Source organism: Mycobacterium shunyiense (assembly GCF_058270075.1).
In genome coordinates this window covers 377,481-394,554 of record NZ_JBZDPU010000008.1, presented here as the reverse complement: position 1 = coordinate 394,554, position 17,074 = coordinate 377,481, and the positions used below count along the sequence as shown (strand labels likewise).

At 61.9% G+C, this 17,074-nt stretch carries 16 protein-coding genes; 10 read left to right on the top strand and 6 right to left on the bottom strand.

The window, feature by feature from the left end:
- Window positions 1-54: 54 nt before the first annotated feature.
- The 3 genes from AC4ELH_RS08755 to AC4ELH_RS08745 form a co-directional block, all read right to left on the bottom strand.
- A complete protein-coding gene (locus tag AC4ELH_RS08755) occupies window positions 55-1,128 on the bottom strand; it encodes a zinc-dependent alcohol dehydrogenase (RefSeq protein WP_498884051.1) in 1,074 nt (357 codons plus the stop codon).
- Entirely contained in the window at window positions 1,125-2,780 is a 1,656-nt protein-coding gene (locus tag AC4ELH_RS08750) for a GMC family oxidoreductase (RefSeq protein WP_498884049.1), read from the bottom strand. The genes AC4ELH_RS08755 and AC4ELH_RS08750 overlap by 4 nt, the downstream gene beginning before the upstream one ends.
- A gap of 116 nt (window positions 2,781-2,896) precedes the next feature.
- Window positions 2,897-3,469: a hypothetical protein gene (locus AC4ELH_RS08745; protein WP_498884047.1), complete on the bottom strand. Its 573-nt coding sequence runs from the start codon at window positions 3,467-3,469 to the stop codon at window positions 2,897-2,899.
- Between the two features lie 228 nt (window positions 3,470-3,697).
- On the opposite strand from AC4ELH_RS08745, the gene AC4ELH_RS08740 reads away from it, so the two are divergent.
- The gene (locus tag AC4ELH_RS08740) at window positions 3,698-4,546 is read left to right on the top strand and encodes a FadR/GntR family transcriptional regulator (RefSeq protein WP_498884045.1); all 849 of its coding nucleotides are present in this window, start codon (window positions 3,698-3,700) and stop codon (window positions 4,544-4,546) included.
- 91 nt (window positions 4,547-4,637) lie between these two features.
- On the opposite strand, the gene AC4ELH_RS08735 is transcribed toward AC4ELH_RS08740, so the two are convergent.
- The 3 genes from AC4ELH_RS08735 to AC4ELH_RS08725 all read right to left on the bottom strand — a co-directional run bounded on the left by AC4ELH_RS08735 (window position 4,638) and on the right by AC4ELH_RS08725 (window position 8,516).
- Window positions 4,638-6,236: an AMP-binding protein gene (locus AC4ELH_RS08735; protein WP_498884043.1), complete on the bottom strand. Its 1,599-nt coding sequence runs from the start codon at window positions 6,234-6,236 to the stop codon at window positions 4,638-4,640.
- A gap of 208 nt (window positions 6,237-6,444) precedes the next feature.
- The gene (locus tag AC4ELH_RS08730; protein ID WP_498884041.1) at window positions 6,445-7,677 is read right to left on the bottom strand and encodes a cytochrome P450; all 1,233 of its coding nucleotides are present in this window, start codon (window positions 7,675-7,677) and stop codon (window positions 6,445-6,447) included.
- Window positions 7,677-8,516: a DUF2889 domain-containing protein gene (locus AC4ELH_RS08725; RefSeq protein WP_498884039.1), complete on the bottom strand. Its 840-nt coding sequence runs from the start codon at window positions 8,514-8,516 to the stop codon at window positions 7,677-7,679. Before AC4ELH_RS08725 ends, AC4ELH_RS08730 begins: the two co-directional genes overlap by 1 nt.
- 359 nt (window positions 8,517-8,875) lie before the next feature.
- On the opposite strand from AC4ELH_RS08725, the gene AC4ELH_RS08720 reads away from it, so the two are divergent.
- From AC4ELH_RS08720 to AC4ELH_RS08680, 9 genes are all read left to right on the top strand, one after another.
- Entirely contained in the window at window positions 8,876-9,289 is a 414-nt protein-coding gene (locus AC4ELH_RS08720) for a Zn-ribbon domain-containing OB-fold protein (protein ID WP_498884037.1), read from the top strand.
- On the top strand, window positions 9,286-10,467 hold the full coding sequence (locus AC4ELH_RS08715; RefSeq protein ID WP_498884035.1) for a thiolase family protein: 1,182 nt from the start codon (window positions 9,286-9,288) through the stop codon (window positions 10,465-10,467). Before AC4ELH_RS08720 ends, AC4ELH_RS08715 begins: the two co-directional genes overlap by 4 nt.
- 73 nt (window positions 10,468-10,540) lie before the next feature.
- Window positions 10,541-10,861, top strand: coding sequence for a 2Fe-2S iron-sulfur cluster-binding protein (locus tag AC4ELH_RS08710; RefSeq protein WP_498884033.1), 321 nt, complete (start codon window positions 10,541-10,543; stop codon window positions 10,859-10,861).
- Window positions 10,855-12,087, top strand: coding sequence for an NAD(P)/FAD-dependent oxidoreductase (locus AC4ELH_RS08705; protein WP_498884031.1), 1,233 nt, complete (start codon window positions 10,855-10,857; stop codon window positions 12,085-12,087). The genes AC4ELH_RS08710 and AC4ELH_RS08705 overlap by 7 nt, the downstream gene beginning before the upstream one ends.
- A gap of 83 nt (window positions 12,088-12,170) precedes the next feature.
- The gene (locus AC4ELH_RS08700) at window positions 12,171-13,412 is read left to right on the top strand and encodes a CaiB/BaiF CoA transferase family protein (RefSeq protein ID WP_498884029.1); all 1,242 of its coding nucleotides are present in this window, start codon (window positions 12,171-12,173) and stop codon (window positions 13,410-13,412) included.
- The gene (locus AC4ELH_RS08695) at window positions 13,409-14,200 is read left to right on the top strand and encodes an enoyl-CoA hydratase/isomerase family protein (RefSeq protein ID WP_498884027.1); all 792 of its coding nucleotides are present in this window, start codon (window positions 13,409-13,411) and stop codon (window positions 14,198-14,200) included. The genes AC4ELH_RS08700 and AC4ELH_RS08695 overlap by 4 nt, the downstream gene beginning before the upstream one ends.
- A complete protein-coding gene (locus tag AC4ELH_RS08690) occupies window positions 14,197-15,420 on the top strand; it encodes an acyl-CoA dehydrogenase family protein (protein ID WP_498884025.1) in 1,224 nt (407 codons plus the stop codon). The genes AC4ELH_RS08695 and AC4ELH_RS08690 overlap by 4 nt, the downstream gene beginning before the upstream one ends.
- Window positions 15,417-16,169: an SDR family NAD(P)-dependent oxidoreductase gene (locus AC4ELH_RS08685; RefSeq protein WP_498884023.1), complete on the top strand. Its 753-nt coding sequence runs from the start codon at window positions 15,417-15,419 to the stop codon at window positions 16,167-16,169. The genes AC4ELH_RS08690 and AC4ELH_RS08685 overlap by 4 nt, the downstream gene beginning before the upstream one ends.
- A gap of 20 nt (window positions 16,170-16,189) precedes the next feature.
- Window positions 16,190-17,068, top strand: a complete 879-nt coding sequence (locus tag AC4ELH_RS08680) for a 3-hydroxyacyl-CoA dehydrogenase family protein (RefSeq protein ID WP_498884021.1) — start codon at window positions 16,190-16,192, stop codon at window positions 17,066-17,068.
- Window positions 17,069-17,074: the final 6 nt, after the last annotated feature.

Genomic DNA, 17,074 nt, shown 5'->3' with positions numbered 1-17,074 from the left:
GTAGGTGCAAGTGCGAGCCTCACGGCCACGGGCTTAAGCAGGTGAGACACGTCGTCAAGAAGTGAAGGTGAATTGAGCCTTGTAAATTTCGTACGGCAAGGCATCGAGGATCTCCTCGAGTTGTTTCTGGGAGTTGAGGTCGTTCCAGGAGAATTTGGTCAGGCCACGTTCCATGTCGAGGTGTCCTTTGACCGCGCCATCCATCGTCGCTTGGAAGTCGCCTCGGGCCTGTCCGCCGCGCCAGTTCTCGTCCGCCCATGCGATCCCGGACCCAGTGAGTGTCTGCTCCTTGGCCCAGAATTCCATCCCTGGAAAGTCTTCGAAGATTGCACCGTTGTATGCCCGGATGATGTTCAGCCGGCCTTGGAGGCGAACCGACCGCGATGCGTCGCCGAGATAGCGGTAGGCCTGTGGGATGTATTCTTCGGCGGAGACGAACGCCACGTCGGCGCCGAGCGGCATGATCTCGCGAACCGCTGCGGGGACGTTTTCCTGGGATGGGTCGATGACGCGGTCCACACCGAGCGACCTCGCGAAGTCCTGCCGGATCTTGACGGGTTCGACCACCGCGATCTTGCCCAGTCCGGACGCCGCAGCCCATTGGAGTGCGCTACCCGCGTAATCATCGAGCCCGAAGAAGACGACGTTGTCGCCCGTGGTGATCCCTGAGTGACGCATGTGCCGGGTGCCGACGGAGAAGGGTTCGATATTCGCGGTGCCCGAGACACTCAGTTCCGAGGGAACCGTACGCCACCGATACGCCGGCGCGGCAAAGAGATCCGCGAATAGCCCGAAGGGCTGGCCCGCAGGGCCATTGAAGCAGGCCCGGCGAAGGCCCCCGTTGCACAGGTCGCAGCAACCGCATCCGAGAGTGGGGTCGTAGACGGCGTTGTCGCCGACCGACCAGCCGTCGACATTCGATCCGACCGCTTGCACGACACCGACGCCCTCGTGTCCGAGAATGCACCCTGCGAGCTCGCGTCCCCACAGACCGTGGTACATGTGCAGTTCCGAGAAACAGAAGGACACCGCCAACGGTCGAACTAGAACGTCTTCCGGCCCTACCGTGGGTTCGTGGATGCTCTCGATGGTCACCTGTTTAGGTCCCCGGAAGATCATGGCTTTCATATGATTTCTTTCTCCTGTCGTTCCGGTGTTGTGTGGTTTGGCGAACCGGCACCGTTGTCTTCGGTGATGAGCTCCGCTCCGATCCAAGCCAGGGCCTGGGTCGGGGCGTTGTTGTTGCCGGAGGGCATAGCGGGAAACACGGAGGCATCGATGACCCGCAGCCCGGTGGTACCGCGGACCCGAAGGCGGTCGTCGACGACATCGTCATCATTGGGGCCGATCGCACAGGTGCCGAGCGTGTGGTAGCCGGTGGCACCGTTATTGACGGCGTAGTCTGCGATGTCGGCTTCGGTGACGAGCGTGGGGCCGGGGACGACTTCGTCCTCGATGTAATCGGCGAACGGCTTTGTAGCGGCGATCTCGCGGGCTTTGGTCACCGCCTTGGCCATCATCTGCCGGTCGTGCTCGGTGGCAAGAAAGTTCGGGATGATCCTAGGTTTGTCGGTGACCGCGGGGCCGGTGATGTGGATGGACCCAGTGCTTGTCGGGAACATAGGGAAGGTGAGAAACATTCCCCCAGAGAACTTGTCCACCATCATCCGCCCCGTGGTGGGGTCGACTCCCGAAGTCGAAATGGGCGTGAAGAAACTTTGGGTATCCGGTTCTGGTGAGGCGGAGTCGGATCGGTACATGGCGATGAGGTTGTAGCCGCCGTATGAAATGACGCCTTGGCGAGTGAAGAGGTACTTTGCACCGGTCCAAAGTTGCTTGACTACATCGTTGATCTGGTGGTTGAAGCCAGTTTTTCCCTTCAGCCGGTACTGGAACAGGATGCCGCGATGCTCGTGTAGGTTCTCGCCTACCTTCGGGCTCTCGACGCGCACGGGTACCCCGGCGGCACGGAGCACCTCGGGGGCGCCGATGCCGCTGCGTTCCAGGAGCAAAGGACTTTCCAGCGAGCCCGCACAGACGAGCACTTCCTTGTTCGCCCTGAAGGAGACAGTTCGGCCTTTGCTGTTCGCCTCGACACCCGAGGCCCGGGTCCCGGTGAGCGTGATCCGCGAAACTTCGGTGTGGTTCACCACGGTTACGTTCTTGCGACGGCGTGCACTGCGCAGGAAGGCGTGCGCGGCACTCACTCGCGTTCCGCGCTTGATGTTCGACGTGACGTAACCGACGCGGTCGTCCCCTGTGCTGTTCACGTCGTCGGTATGGGTGATCGCAAGCCGGCCGAGCGACATGATGAGTGCGTCGCTGACGACTTCGCAGGGCTTGGCGATAGTGATGTCGACCGGTCCTGACCCTCCCCGCAGGGTGTTCCCTCCGAGTTCGTGCTTCTCCAGCGCTCGGAATGCCTCGAGGAAGCGCTGCCAGTTCCAGCCCTTGTTGCCCGCTTTTTCCCACGCGTCGTACGCGTGAGCCCACCCTCGGTTCCAGACCATGCCATTGACTGTTGTCGAACCACCGATGATGCTCCCGCGATGCCAGGTATCGATCTTGCCGTCGCCGTAGGGCTCGGTCTGGAAGAGCTTCGCGTACTTGGGGTTATTCATTGTGAAGTAGAAGCCCTTGGGCACCATATGGATTGGATGACGGTCGGGCCCGCCTGCTTCGATAACGAGTACGGAATTTCCAGGGTCGCGGCTGAGCCGCTCGGCCAGCACTGATCCTGCCGCGCCGCTACCTATGATGATGTAGTCAAAATGGTTCATTCTCTGTCCCTCGGGGAACGCATTTTGGGTGCGTGCATCCTGTGCAATCCGTTGTTTACTTGGATGTGACCGAATGCGATGGGCGGGGCAGGCACTCACTGCCCCAGGGCGTCGGGTCAGCGTGGCAGGAACTGCCGCGCGATTTCCGTTACCTCGTCGAAGGTGACGACCTCGGCTGGGTCGAGTTTGGTGATCTTGGGTACCGACGCCTCGTAGAGATTCTCGCCGATCAGTTTGCCGTGGTGGTCATAGTCCCAGAACATGCACAGTGGCCGCGTGACTGCGTAACTGGCGGCGGGGTCGTCGACCTCGGTGCCAAGCTCGATCAGCTTGGCTCCCGTTATCGTGAGCTTGAGCCAGTTGTATGCGGCAAATCCCCAGTCTGCCACTGCCAAACGATCGTCGGCCATGGTGATGACACCGTCGTTGAGTCGGCCATAGAAACCACGCACGGCCTCCGACCCGTCGATGACGACCGCCTCGGCAGCGCCGTCCAGTCGTGCCCGGTACACCGGCTTCTCGATCGTCAGTTCGGTCGAGAGGAGTCCATCGATATTGCCCGAGAGTTCGTGTGCGGCGTGGTGGAGGTAGTTGTACAGGATGCCCTTGTGACGAGCGTCCTGTGCGGCATCGGCTGCCTTCTGGATGTTGGTCAGCCACTCTTGGGTCTCTTGCAAGAACTTCTTCATCGCTCTCCTCCTTTGGGAGTTGGCTTGGGCTTGGGAGTTGACTTGGGCGGTCAGAGCACCCGCTGGATACAACGCGGCGCGCCAGTAATGACCAAGTGAGCTAAAATTCTACATTAAGCATAATGTGATTAGTAGCACATTCCCTACAGCTGAGTCAAGATACCGCACTGCGACGAGGGGCGACTTACTTACTGCACAGTTGTGCAAAACTGACCTTGAAGATCGGTGGTGAACAGGTTGGCAAACGGAGAAACGGTGATGTGGCACGAACAGGTCGATCCCAGTAGGGAAGCCGAAAGCCGGGGCCTGCTCGGCCAGAAGGTGCTGCGGCCGAGGCAGCAGGTCGAAGACCAGATCGCCCATGCGATCCTGTCGGGCCAACTCAGCGGTGGCGATCGCCTCCCGTCGGAGTCGGAACTGACGCGTCAGTTCGGCGTGAGCCGAAATACCGTGCGCGAAGCGCTGAGGAGCCTCAGCACCCAGGGCTTGATCACCAAGGTCCCCGGCCAGGGGGGCGGGAGCTTCGTCCGCAATATCGATACGGAGTCCCTGGGTCAATCAGTGTCAGATTCGTTGCACAGCCTGCTCAGTCTGGGGCGAATCGACTTCGCGGAGCTGTCTCTGGTGCGACAGCATCTCGAAGTCCCAGCTGTACGGGGAGCGTCGGTCAATCGTAGGGAGGACGATCTAGCTCGCTTGGTCGAAATCATGGGTCGACAAAGAGCGGCGTCCGTCGACGATCCGCAGGTGTCCGAACTTGACTCGCAGTTCCATACGACAATCGCCGATGCCTCCGGGAATCGTGTGCTTGCTGCATTGATCAGAGCGCTGCACAAGCACACCGAACCCGTGCGGTATCTCGATATGTCTCCAGAGGTAGGTCGGACGGGGGTACGTCAGCATCAGGCGATTCTCGACGCTATTGCTGATCGTGACCCCGATGCGGGGGAGCGGGCCATCATCGAGCATCTGAGTTTCTTGCGTGAGCACATCATCGCTCACCAACGGCAAGCACAAGAGCGGCAGTTACCGGGCGAGCACATCACCGTCGACAACCGTGGCACCCAACCTCGATGACGGGCGCCGTATTTTCACGGCTTTCAGGCCGCCGGCGTTCGACGTCGTTTCGGTTGTCCGCGTCGACCGGATTGAAGGCCGGCACTGGCCGTTAGTCGCGTGGTACCACCAACCCCGCCTTCTCTCGGTCCCACGTGGCCTCGGTTACACCAGCGGCGCGCAGCGCGTACTTCTGTACCTTGCCGGTAGGAGTGCGGGGAAGGTCATCGACGATCTCGACGTAGCGCGGAACGGCGTAGTATGGCATTTTGTCGAGGCACCACTGGAACAACTCGTCTGGCCGCACCGCAGTCCCGCTGATCGGGACGACACAAATCTTCACTTCGTCCTCACTGAGATCCGATGTCACCGCATGTGCGGCGACATCGTGGACGGCTGGATGTGTCTGCACGGTCATCTCGACCTCCATGCTTGAGATGTTCTCGCCGTGCCTGCGTATGTAGTCCTTTTTGCGATCGGCGAACCACAGAAAGCCGTCCCCGTTCATGTAACCGCAGTCGCCGGTGTGGAACCACAGGTTTCGAAAGGCCTCGACGGTAGCTTCGGGACGCTGCCAGTAGCCGTCGAACATGATGCCTGGGAGTAGTGGCCGGACGACAATCTCCCCGACCGCGCCCGGGGGAAGTTCGTTGTCGTCGTTGTCGAAGATTCTGACATCGAAATACTCGTTGCGGCGTCCTGACGATCCTGCCGGCGGGGGCGGCCCGTCGTTGTAGCGGTAGCTGGTGACCGCAAATGCCTCGGTCATCGAATACCGTTGTGAACCTGCCATTTCTACTCCGAATCGTGACCGGAAGATCTGCTGGGTATCACCTGGCCACGGCTGTCCGGCGACATAGCGTAATTGGCCGCGGCAGGCGAGCGAGTCCGGTGTGTCGGGCGCTTTGGCGATCAGCGGGATCATTCCGCCGAGCAGACTGGTGCTGCGGGCTTGACTGCGGCGGATGTCGCGCCAGAACCCGGACAGGCTGAAGCGGGGAGCGATGGTGATCTTCGATTTGACCCCGACCGTCGAAAGCACGTTGATCACCGCGGCGTTGAGGTGGAATAACGGCAGGCAAGTGTACGAGGGCTCGGTGGGCTGGCGACGGCTGACTTCCAGCTCTTGACGGGCGATGTGAATTGCATAGCTGTGGCTGATCATGCAGCCTTTCGAGACGCCTGTCGTTCCGCTGGTATAGATAATCGCGGTGAGATCTCGGGGGGTGTTCGGGTCCTCTAGCGGCGCATCGGAATGCTCTAGAAGTCGATCTACGGTGACCGTAGTGCCGGGCAGACCGGGGTGCTGTTCGGCGCCGACGAGGACTACGTGTTCGAGGCTCGGAATTCGGGCGCACAGCGGTGTCAGACGATCCGCATAGTGGGCCTCGATGAGCAGTACTTTCGCCTGTGAGTCGTCGAGAATGTGCCGAAGAAACTCACTTTTGAGCGAGGTGTTCACCGGAACATTTATGGCGCCGGTCTTATTGGCCGCGACCCACCCCGCGACGGCATAGATGGTGTTGTCGAGCATCGTCGCAACCGTGTCGCCCGGTTCGACGCCCAGTTGACTGAGGCCACGCGAGAGTCTGTTGGTCAGCCGGTCGAATTCACCGTAGGTGTAGCTCTCCCCCTCGGTGAAATCGAGGAATATCTGCTCGCTTGCTTCCTTGGCGGCCTCGGCGATCCATTGCGTAACCGTTGTCGGCACCGCGTGATCTATTGACGTGCTAGCGGTCACTGATTGTTCCTTTCGGTGTTGGTCCGGTGGACCAGAGACGGCCGGGGTAATGCCGGCACTGACAGATACTCGCTACCGCGGCAGTCCGGTTCGGATCGCACTATCACTGCGGAGACATTGAGGGCGTGATCGTCGGCGGCGCAGTGTGTTTTCGAATTTCCTGGGGTGTCGGCCTTCCCTAGTGCTGAGCCATGCGAACGTCGAGTCGAGCCAGCGCTCGGTTCGTCAGGAGCTTTTCCCATTGTCGATCGGGACCGGTCGGTGCGACCGGAGGGAACTCGGAGAGGAAGAAGCGCAGGGCTGACGCCATCTCGACGCGGGCCAGCGGGGCACCGAGGCAGTGATGCATGCCCCAGCCGAACCCGAGGTGCTGGTTCGGCTTGCGATCAATGTCGAGCCGGTCAGGATCTGGGAACTGGCGGGGATCTCGGTTTGCCGCGGCCAGCACGAGGAAGACGCGGTCGCCAGGCCGTATCGTCTTGCCGTGCAGGTCGAACTCCTCGGCTGCCCAACGAATAGCGATGCGGGCGTGTCCTTCGAAACGCATGAATTCCTCGAGAGCTGTAGGCAGCAGACTGTGGTCCGCCTGCAGCCTTCGATGCAACTCGGGTTTATCCAGGAGGTGGTTGATCGCGTTCGCCGTCGAACACGCCGTGGTTCGGTAGCCGGCAAAAATCATCAGGATGCAGGTAGCGATGATCTCTTTGCGGGTGAGCCGGTCTCCGTCCGCCTCGGCCGCCAGCAGTGAGCCGACCACATCAGTGTGGTCCCCGTCGTAGTTGTTCAGCACTTCGGCGATGTGGTCTGCCATGTTGGACACCCCCCGGTGGATCTTCTTGTTGCGGTCGGGGTCGTCGACAGCTCCACCCATGAACAGCGACAGATCCGTCGTCCACGCGTCGATCAGGTGACTGTCCAGATCTGCGAGGTGCACCATGCGAGCCATCACCGTGGCCGGCAGCGGACGCGCATACTCGGACACCAGGTCGACCGTCTCACCCCGGCGCAGCTTGGTCACTACGTTGTCAGCGAGTGTTTTGGTGATCTCTTCCACGCCGTCAGCCTGTTTGGCTACCACGGCCGGGGTGAACCCCACCTGGACGATCTTGCGTAAACGCGTGTGCTGCGGCGGATCGCGGAAAGGCAAGAACGATTCCATCAGTGAGAACGTATCCTGGAACAGCACCTTCTCTTCGGCGTTGAGTCGGCGCTCGATGTAGGGCTGGATCCGGTCCACTGACAGCCGGGGATCGCGGAGTCCCGTCTTGACGTCGTCGTAGCGAGTGATGAACCAGGCCCGGTGTCGGGCGTTCCAGTGAACCGGGTCCTGTTCTCGCAATTCGTTGAAGTATGGAAACGGGTCCTGGTTGATCTCCGGGTCGAGCACGGAGACCGTAGCCTGGTTGATCATCAATTTGTCGGCCTTTCATCTGGGAAGCTCGGGCTATGCAGGGTCGTGGCCCTCGCAAGTTGGAGCAGCTCGCGTACGTCGGCGCATCCGCGTAGAGCGTCATTGAGATGGGTGCAGGTCGCAGCCCCACGGAACTGCTTGCTCACGTGCGCGCGTAGGTCTGCCAATGCCACACCTTCGATCCGGCCCGCACTACCAGCCGCGACCGGACACTCCATCCACGGCAGCACCAGCGGTGTGGCGGCGCAGCGGCGGACAACGGGTACGGGATGGTCGTCGATCTCGAGTGAGATGCGATATTCGTGAATCACGGTCTCCACTCCGTCGGCCCGCACGTGCGAATCGCGGAACAGCACGTCAGCGGTGCATGGCTGGCCTGGATGAACATCGATGCGGCGTGCTCGCCGCATCGCATGTACAGGCAACGATTCCATTTGGTGCCAACCGTCCGGATCAGCCGTTTCCAGAGGCGGCACCTCCGGTCCGGTGACTAACGGAGGCGCCCCGGACACCGCGACCTCGATGAGGATCGTTCCGCCCGTGACGTACCCCGCGCAGACGTCCGACGCCATACTCGGGCGGCCGGGTGGAATCGAGGGGGAACGACCGAGGCTATGTTCTTGTGCCCGGTGGGCAAGACCGGATATCAAAGTCACGCCCGGAAGATCATCGAGCAGTGCGTATAACCGGTTATCCGAGGCGGCCAGATCCGCAGCAACCTCGCCGAGTTTGTGGCGAAATCCGGAACTGACCCGGGCATCGAGAAGCTCCTTGAGTTCAGGGTGGGCGGGCTCGGTGGTCAGGCTGGTCAGTGTCCAGTCGCGATGGAAAGCGATCACCGCACGGCACGAGGACTCAAAGGACGGTCCTGTCGCTCCACTTTCATCGGTGATCAGGTCGCGCGACCTCGCCCGTACAACCAGTGATCCGTCCACCCCGTCCGGTCGGAGCAAGTCGAGTGAGGCGGTCCGCCGTACCGAACCCGGCGGACGTGGCGGTGTGCCCTGCGTCGGTCGATGAAGGCCGTGCCGCGGATGCAGGGCGAACGACATGTTGGTGACCTCACCTTCCCTCGATCTGCCACTAGCGTTTCGTTGCCTGCAATTGTAGGATATTACACAGGTTGTTCAATCAGTTATCTCGAAACCTTCACAGGAAGAGTTTCAGGCACCCACGGAACGTGAGTTTGGAGACATGCATGACGACACTTCTCCCGCCCCTGCCGGAGCTCGACGTCGACAACATCGCGTTCTGGACAGGCGGCCGTGAAGGTGAGCTCTTGATCAACAGGTGCGACACCTGTGAGTTGTGGATACACCCGCCGGTGCCGAGTTGTCATCGGTGCGGAGGCGATGATGTCACGCCCCGCCCGGTATCCGGCGCTGGTTCCCTGCTGACCTACACGGTCAACCACCAACCATGGCTCCCGGGCATGGCCGTGCCCTATGTCCTGGCCGTCGTTGAATTGGCCGAGCAGAAGAATCTCCGACTTATGAGCCGACTGATCGATTGCGCCCCAGAGCGCGTTTCCGTCGGCATGCGAGTGCGGGTCACCTTCGAGTGCCGCGAGGATGTCTGGCTCCCATTGTTCCGGCCGGAGGTAACCCGATGAAACCCGTTGCTGCGGTTACCGGTGCCGCACTCAGCCAGGTGGGTCGGCGCCTCGGACGCTCCCCTATCGCGCTCACCGTTGAAGCGACCCGTCGTGCTGTGCGCGACGCTGGCCTGGAACTATCCGATATCGACGGGATCGCGACTTACCCTGGCGCGGGCGGAAAGCCGTTTCCCGGGCACAATGGGGCGTCTATCGCCGAACTTCGGCATGCGTTGGGCCTGAAGGTCTCCTGGTTCTGCGGAGCAGGAGAGACTCCCGGACAGCTTGGCGCGATGTTCGAGGCGGTTGGTGCGATCGCTGCGGGCCTAGCCGACAATGTGCTGGTCTACCGCTCGTTATGGGAATCCTCGGCGCAGACGCCGCACCGCCGCGCGAGCGTCGCCGGCACCGATGGTAGACGAGCCAGCGGAGTCCATCAGTGGACCGCGCCCTTCGGTGCCATGTCAGCGGTGAATATGAGCGCGATGTTCGCGATGCGTCACTTCCACCAATACGGAACCACCCGCGAACAACTCGCACAGATTGCTCTCAACGGCCGCGCCAACGCGGCTCGAACCGAATATGGTGTGTATCAGGACCCGTTGACGCTCGACGATTATCTGTCGGCCAGGGTCATCTCTTCACCGTTGTGTCTTTACGACTGCGATGCACCTATCGATGGGGCCGCAGCGGTGGTTGTGTCCCGGGCCTCGGTCGCACGGCAACTGCGGCGGGATCCGCTCTATATCGAATCACTCGGTAGCGCGCTTCACGGATCAGGTTATTGGGACCAGTTCGACGATCTAACGAGCATGGCCGCGCGGGATGCCTGCGAGATGCTCTGGAAGCTTTCGGATTTCACACCCGGAGATGTCGATGTTGCTGAGCTTTACGACGGCTTCAGCATTTTCACATTGATCTGGCTAGAAGCATTCGGGTTCTGCGGCAAGGGTGAAGCCGGGAAGTTCGTCGAGGGCGGCAAGCGAATCGCGGTGGACGAAGGGGAGCTGCCGCTGAATACCGGAGGCGGTCAACTGTCCGGCGGTCGACTGCATGGGTACGGCTTGCTGTACCAAGCCTGCCGACAACTGTGGGGTGAGGCTGGAGGCACCCAGGTAGGCGGAGACCCCAGGGTCGCTGTCGTCGGCGTTGGTGGAGGACCGCTGGGTGGGGCCGTGCTGCTGGCGAAGGCATGAACGGACGCACTACCCACCGGCAAGAACAACCGCAACGCGCCAGGCGGCGCGAGCAGTGAAGGAGGACAGCACCATGAAACTGCGATACATCGAAGATAGCGGAGAAGAACACGTCGTCGAGGCCGATCCCGAGGCGACGGTAATGTCCACCGCGGTCAGCAACGGCATTCCCGGCATCGATGCGCAATGTGGGGGCTCCCTGTCCTGCGCGAGCTGCCATGTATACGTCGAATCCCCGTGGCGTGAAAAGCTTCCACCGGCCAGTGCCGAAGAGTTGGAGATGCTCGAGTCCGCTGCCGCAGAGATCCGCCCAGCCAGTAGGCTTTCCTGCCAGCTCGAGATGTGTCCCGAACTCGACGGGTTGACCGTCCGCCTTCCGGAGACGCAATGGTGACTGACGGAATCCTGGTGGTCGGGGCTTCGCATGCTGGTGTCGAGCTCGCAGCGTCACTTCGAGTGAACGGGCATCGTGGGCCGGTCACTGTAGTGGGGTCCGCGCCGGACGCTCCATATCAGCGGCCCCCCCTGTCGAAGGCGTTCCTCAAGGGGCAGATCGGCGCGAATGCTCTCGCCCTGCGTACTCCACAGTTCTACCGCGACCAGCACATCACTGTTGTCCCGGGCACTCATATTGTGGACGTTGACCTGGATCGGGGATGTGCACGGACAGACGCCGGCGCCGAGTTCGGGTTTGAACGTCTCGCGCTGACCACTGGGGCGCGGGTGCGTCGAGCACCGGTGCCGGGCGCAGATCTACCGGGAGTGTGTTACCTACACACTCTCGATGACGCCCGGCTACTGATGGGCTGCCTTCCGAAGGCGAACCGAGTCGTCATCATCGGTGGCGGGTTCATCGGACTGGAAGCCGCATCCATTGCCCGCGACTGGGCATCCACGGTGGTCGTCGTGGAAGCCCAGGACCGGCTGGCCGCGCGAGCTGTTGATCCCATCGTCTCAGGTTTCCTCCTCGATGCTCACCGACGCCGGGGGACGGAAATTCGGCTGAACCGGACGGTGACCGAGATCGAAGGCTCGGCAGAGAACGTCAGCGGAGTACTGCTCGACGACGGTACACGGGTGCCGGCCGATCTCGTGCTGATCGGGATCGGTGTACAGCCACGCATTGAACTCGCCGAACTGCTCGGTCTCGAAGTTCGGCAGCAGGCGATCGTGGTCGACCGGTTCCAACGGACGAGCGATCCCCGAGTCGTCGCTGCCGGCGACTGCACCCTCGCGCCGAACCCCCTGCAACCCGAGCAATACGTCCGACTCGAGTCCGTGCAGAACGCGGTGGACCAAGCTCGAGCGGCGGCGGCCACCCTGGTGGGAAAAGCTGAACCCTACAGCGCCGTCCCGTGGTTCTGGTCCGATCAAGGCAACCTCAAGCTCCAAATGGCGGGCCTCAGTGACGGATTCGACGACGTCGTCGTTCGTGGGTCTCAAACCGAGGAATGCTTTTCTGCCCTGTACTACTGCGCCGGGCGGTTGATTGCGGGCACCTCGGTCAACCGGGCGCCGGACTACCTCGCAGTCCGGAAGGCATTGTCGACCGGTTCCACGATCAGCCCAGATCGTGCCGCCGACACAGATGTTTCGCTAAAGCACTTGATCGAACCGTGAGAGATAGTCGCCCCTTTCGGGTCGACCAGCAGAACCTCACTTGATGATTCAACAACCAAGTCCCGTTTTCGTAAAGGATGGCGATGACCACGAAGGTCGAGCATGCAGGTCCCTTGTACGGACTACGGGTGGTCGATATGACCACTTCGTATGCCGGTCCCACGGCGGCCATGTACCTCGCAGATCTCGGTGCCACGGTAATCAAAATTGAGCGCCCTGAAGGTGGTGACGACGCCCGTAGTTGGGGCCCGCCGTTCGTCGAAGGCACCTCAGCGTGGTTTGCCTCAGCGAACCGTAATAAGCAATCACTGGCACTGGACCTGCGGACGCAAGCAGGCCGGAATGTGCTGCTGCGATTGCTCGATAGCGCAGACGTATTCCTTCAAAATATGAACCCCAGCAAGCTGATTCGGATGGGCATCGACGCAGACACACTACGGTCCCGGAACCCGCGCTTGGTCTATTGCGCCATCTCCGGGTTCGGTTTGAACGGACCGGACAGCACTCTTCCAGGCTACGACCTTGTGGCCCAGGCACGCTCCGGCCTGATGTCGGTTACCGGAGAAAAGAACCGTAGCCCGCAACGGGTTTCGACAGCCCTGTCGGATGTGGTGACTGGGATGTGTGCTGCGATCGCGATCAATGCGGCGCTGGTTCGCCAAGCGCGCACCGGTGAAGGAGAGATGATAGATGTCTCCTTGCTCGACACCGACCTGGCGCTGATGGCTCCGCGAATCGCGGCCTACCTCGCCGGCGAACCCGAACCCTCACCCAGCGGCGGCACCGACTCAGTGCTTGCGGTGTACCAGCCATTCCAGACGGCCGACCGGAACATCGTCGTGGCAATCGGTAACGATACGATGTGGCAGCGCTTCTGCGCCGCGGTCGGACTTCCTGCGCTCGCCGCAGACCCTCGTTATGCCGACAACGCCGGCCGCCGTGAGCACCGAGCAGCGATCACCGCAACCATCGCCAATCGGTTGCTGAGTCGACCGGCTGCCGCATGGATCCGAATACTTGAGGACGCTGATGTGCCGGTCGCACCGGTTCAATCCCTATCTGAGGTCGTCAAGGATCCACAAGTTCTGGCCCGAGGATCACTGATGCCGGTGCCCGATTCCACGGGCGATTTGATGACAGTGCACAGCCCATTCCGACTGGCCTCGGTAGTTGAACCGCGCAACGAGCGGTTCCCGGGCCTCGGTGCCAACTCTCGCGAGGTGCTTCTCGCGCTCGGCTACAGCAACGACGAGGTGACCTCCCTCGTCGCCAGTGGCGCGGTGGGCGAACCGGTTGCGGTCGTTCATGAGGAGGGTGCTTCGTGAGTGAGCTGCACATCGACCGCATCGGTGCCGTCACGGCACTGACGATCAATCGGCCCAAGGCGTTCAACGCGCTCAACGGTATGCTCATTGCTTCGCTGGTGGAAGCGGTGACCCAAGCGGCCGACGATCCCGCCTGTCGAGCGGTTGTCATCATCGGCAGCGGCGAAAAAGCGTTCAGCGCCGGCGCCGATCTGAAAGAGCTCGCCGACATGGGTTCCGACCGGGCGCATGAGGTGATGGCTGCGGGCCAATGTGCCTTCCGGACCATTGAACAGGCGCCGATCCCGATCGTTGCCGCTGTCAATGGCATCGCCCTCGGAGGCGGCTTTGAACTGGTGCTCGCTTCAACATTCCCGGTGCTGTCGACCAACGCTTCGTTCGGCCTGCCCGAGTCCGGACTCGGATTGATCCCCGGGTACGGGGGCACCCAGCGATTGCCCCGCGCGGTGGGACAGCAGGCTGCGGCCCATCTGATGCTCACCGGAGCCCGCCTCGACGCCGAGCGTGCCTACGCCCTGGGGCTGACCCCGATACCTCCTGTTTCTCCTGGCGAGTTGATGCCGACTGCGGTAGGTGTGGCCGAAAGAATTGCAGCGCAAGGTCCGAATGCGGTTCGCTCGATCCTGCACGTTCTTGAGCTGAGCCGCGACGCAACCCTCGACACCGGTCTCGCAGCCGAGACCGGTCTGGCGGCATTGGCTGTGGCCGGCGCGGAGTCTTCCGAAGGAATCAGCGCCTTCCTCGAACGCCGGCCCGCGAAGTTCTCGACCGCGGAGGTACCCCGATGAGTATCCAACCGCTCGAAATCGACACCGACCCACAGGCGTACCTGGCACTACACGCCCTGCTCGACGAACCGGCGGCAGACGCTTTGCTCACCGACCGTGATCGTGAGATCCGCGCATGTACCCGCGACATCGTCGCGCGCGAAATCGCCCCCCGCGCAGCGGGACTGGACAGCACACACGAATTCGCTCACGAAGGCATCCAGACGCTCGCCGCAGCTGGGCTATGCGGTCTCATCTTCCCCGAACATCTCGGCGGTACCGACGACACAACCGTGGCGTATGCCGTTGCTATGGAAGAGATCACAGCCGGTTGTGCCGCGACCAGCCTGGTCTTCATGACCCAGATGCACGCGGCGTACCCGATCCTGCTCGCCGGCAGCGACGAACTGCAGCGCCGCTATATTCCGGGCCTGCTCGACGGCTCCCGCTACGGGGCACTCGGCATCACCGAACCGGAGGCCGGCTCCGACATGTCGAGCTTGACGACAACCGCCACCCCTGCCGAGGAGGTTTGGTCGTTGAGCGGACAGAAGACGTTCATCACGACCGGTGATCGCGCCGACGTGATCATCTGCTTCGCCACTGTCGACCGGACTCGTGGACGCGACGGCATCACCGCTTTCGTCGTCGAGGGCAACTGGGATGGCGTCGAACGCGGTCAGCCGTTCCACAAGATGGGAATGCACGGGTCGAGCACCGCCGAACTGTTCTTCGACCAGGTCGCGGTCCCGCGGACAAACCTCCTCGGCGACGAGGGCCGCGGATGGTCGATCGTGATGAGCGCGGTCGTCAAGTCCAGGATCAGTGCCGCCGCCCAGGGCGTCGGTCTCGCTCGCGCCGCGTACGCCCGAACACTGGCCGCATTGACCCGGCTGTACGACAACCGACTGTCCGACGAGCACACCTTCGCGCTCGCCGACCTGCGCGGAAAAATTCTGCAAAGCAGGTTGCTGCTGCAGGCAGTCGCCCGCCAGGTCGACACCGACCCGAAGATCACCCCGGGGCAAATCGGTGTGATGAAGCAGTCCTGCACCGATCTGGGCTTTCAGGCCTCGCTTGAGGCCGCCCGCATCCTCGGCCCCTACGGCGATCTCACCGACCTCGGCGTCGAGCGTTGCCTGCGCGACGCCAAAGTCACTCAGATCTACGACGGCACCAACGAAATCCAGCGGCTGCTCATCGGCCGCGAGATCACCGGCGCGATGAAGGAGCTGGCATGACATCACTGCACGGAAATGTCGCGATTGTCACCGGCGCCGGCCGCGGACTCGGCCGGTCGATGGCAAAGGCGTTGGCCGACGCAGGCGCATCGGTCACCGTGGCATCCCGTACAGCAACCGAGCTCGACAGCTTTGTCGACGACGTGAAGTCGGAAGGTGGACAGGCACTGGCTTGTCCGACCGACATCACCGACGAGAATTCGGTGCAGCAGATGGTCAACGCGACGATCGAGACGTTCGGCCGGGTAGACATCCTGGTCAACAACTCCGGCATCGTCGCCTCAACCCCGCTTATCGAACAGTCCTCGGACGAGTGGGACCGAGTGATCGCGACGAATCTGCGCGGCACCTACTTGGCTACCCGCGCTGTGGGCCGCCACATGATCGCCCAGGGCGCGGGCAAAGTTGTGAACATCGCTTCAAACTTCGCCCTGCAGGGAGTGGCGAATCACGCGGCGTATTCGGCGTCGAAGGCCGGGGTGATCGCATTCACCCGCTCGATGGCGATCGAATGGTCCGGTAACGGCATCCAAGTCAACGCCATCGCGCCCGGATACTTCGCCACGACATTGAATGCAGAATTACGCGACGACCCGGACGCCATGGCAAAGGTGGTGCGAGCCATCCCTGCCCGCAGAATGGGTGCGCCCGATGAACTCAAGCCGTGGCTGCTGCTCCTGGCAAGCAGCGCTTCACATTTCATGACCGGCGAAGTCATCGTCATCGACGGCGGCCAGAGCGTCCGCTGACAACCGATTCAGGAGATCCAGTGAGCAACACCAGTATGACCGTCGCCGTCCTCGGTGCCGGCACGATGGGCTCGGGAATCGCGACCGTTATGGCCCGTGCAGGCCACCGGACGATTCTCTTCGACATCAATGAAGCGAACCTGCAGCGCGGAATAGACACGGTGCATGGGTTTTTCGACAAAAGCGTGAAGCTGGGCAAGCTCGACGCCACCTCTGGTCAGGCCGCCAAGGATGCCCTCTCGGGCACCACCGACCTTGCCGACCTTGCCCCATGCCACGTAGTTGTCGAGGCCGTGTTCGAGGATAAGGCGTTGAAGAAGAGCCTTTTCGGTCAACTCGACGACATCGTGTCCGAATCCACGCTTTTCCATACCAACACCTCCACTCTGTCGGTGACGGGTATCGCGTCCGGGTCGCGGCTGCCGGAGCGTGTTGTCGGCACTCACTACTGCAACCCGGCACCGCTGATGAAGCTTGTCGAGATCGCCGACGGGCGGCACACCGCGGGCTGGGTACACGAGGCGACCGTCGAGTTCTTGACCGGTCTCGGCAAGACCGGCGTGGTCACCATGGACCGGCCTGGCTTCATCGTCAACCGTTTCCTCATCCCATGGGAAAACTCCTGCATTCGCGCTCTCGAAGCCAAGGTCGCGACCAAAGAGGAAATCGATACCGCGGTACTCGGATCGCTGGGTCATCCGATGGGACCATTTCGCCTGCTCGACATCGTCGGAATGGATATTCACCAGCAGGTCGCGACGCGCCTCTACGAGCAGTTGCGTGACCCGAAGTTTTTCCCGCCGCCAATGGTCGCGCGCATGGTTGCCGCTGGTGACCTCGGACGCAAGACGGGACGTGGCTTCTACGAGTACGACGACACCCGCCTCTTCGGATCCTGAGGATTA

Bases quoted from the DNA above. Each gene is read 5' to 3' on its own strand.
- AC4ELH_RS08755 (WP_498884051.1), bottom strand. From the start codon at position 1,128: ATGAAAGCCATGATCTTCCGGGGACCTAAACAGGTGACCATCGAGAGC.
- AC4ELH_RS08750 (WP_498884049.1), bottom strand. From the start codon at position 2,780: ATGAACCATTTTGACTACATCATCATAGGTAGCGGCGCGGCAGGATCA.
- AC4ELH_RS08745 (WP_498884047.1), bottom strand. From the start codon at position 3,469: ATGAAGAAGTTCTTGCAAGAGACCCAAGAGTGGCTGACCAACATCCAG.
- AC4ELH_RS08730 (WP_498884041.1), bottom strand. From the start codon at position 7,677: ATGATCAACCAGGCTACGGTCTCCGTGCTCGACCCGGAGATCAACCAG.
- AC4ELH_RS08720 (WP_498884037.1), top strand. From the start codon at position 8,876: ATGACGACACTTCTCCCGCCCCTGCCGGAGCTCGACGTCGACAACATC.
- AC4ELH_RS08715 (WP_498884035.1), top strand. From the start codon at position 9,286: ATGAAACCCGTTGCTGCGGTTACCGGTGCCGCACTCAGCCAGGTGGGT.
- AC4ELH_RS08710 (WP_498884033.1), top strand. From the start codon at position 10,541: ATGAAACTGCGATACATCGAAGATAGCGGAGAAGAACACGTCGTCGAG.
- AC4ELH_RS08705 (WP_498884031.1), top strand. From the start codon at position 10,855: ATGGTGACTGACGGAATCCTGGTGGTCGGGGCTTCGCATGCTGGTGTC.
- AC4ELH_RS08700 (WP_498884029.1), top strand. From the start codon at position 12,171: ATGACCACGAAGGTCGAGCATGCAGGTCCCTTGTACGGACTACGGGTG.
- AC4ELH_RS08690 (WP_498884025.1), top strand. From the start codon at position 14,197: ATGAGTATCCAACCGCTCGAAATCGACACCGACCCACAGGCGTACCTG.
- AC4ELH_RS08685 (WP_498884023.1), top strand. From the start codon at position 15,417: ATGACATCACTGCACGGAAATGTCGCGATTGTCACCGGCGCCGGCCGC.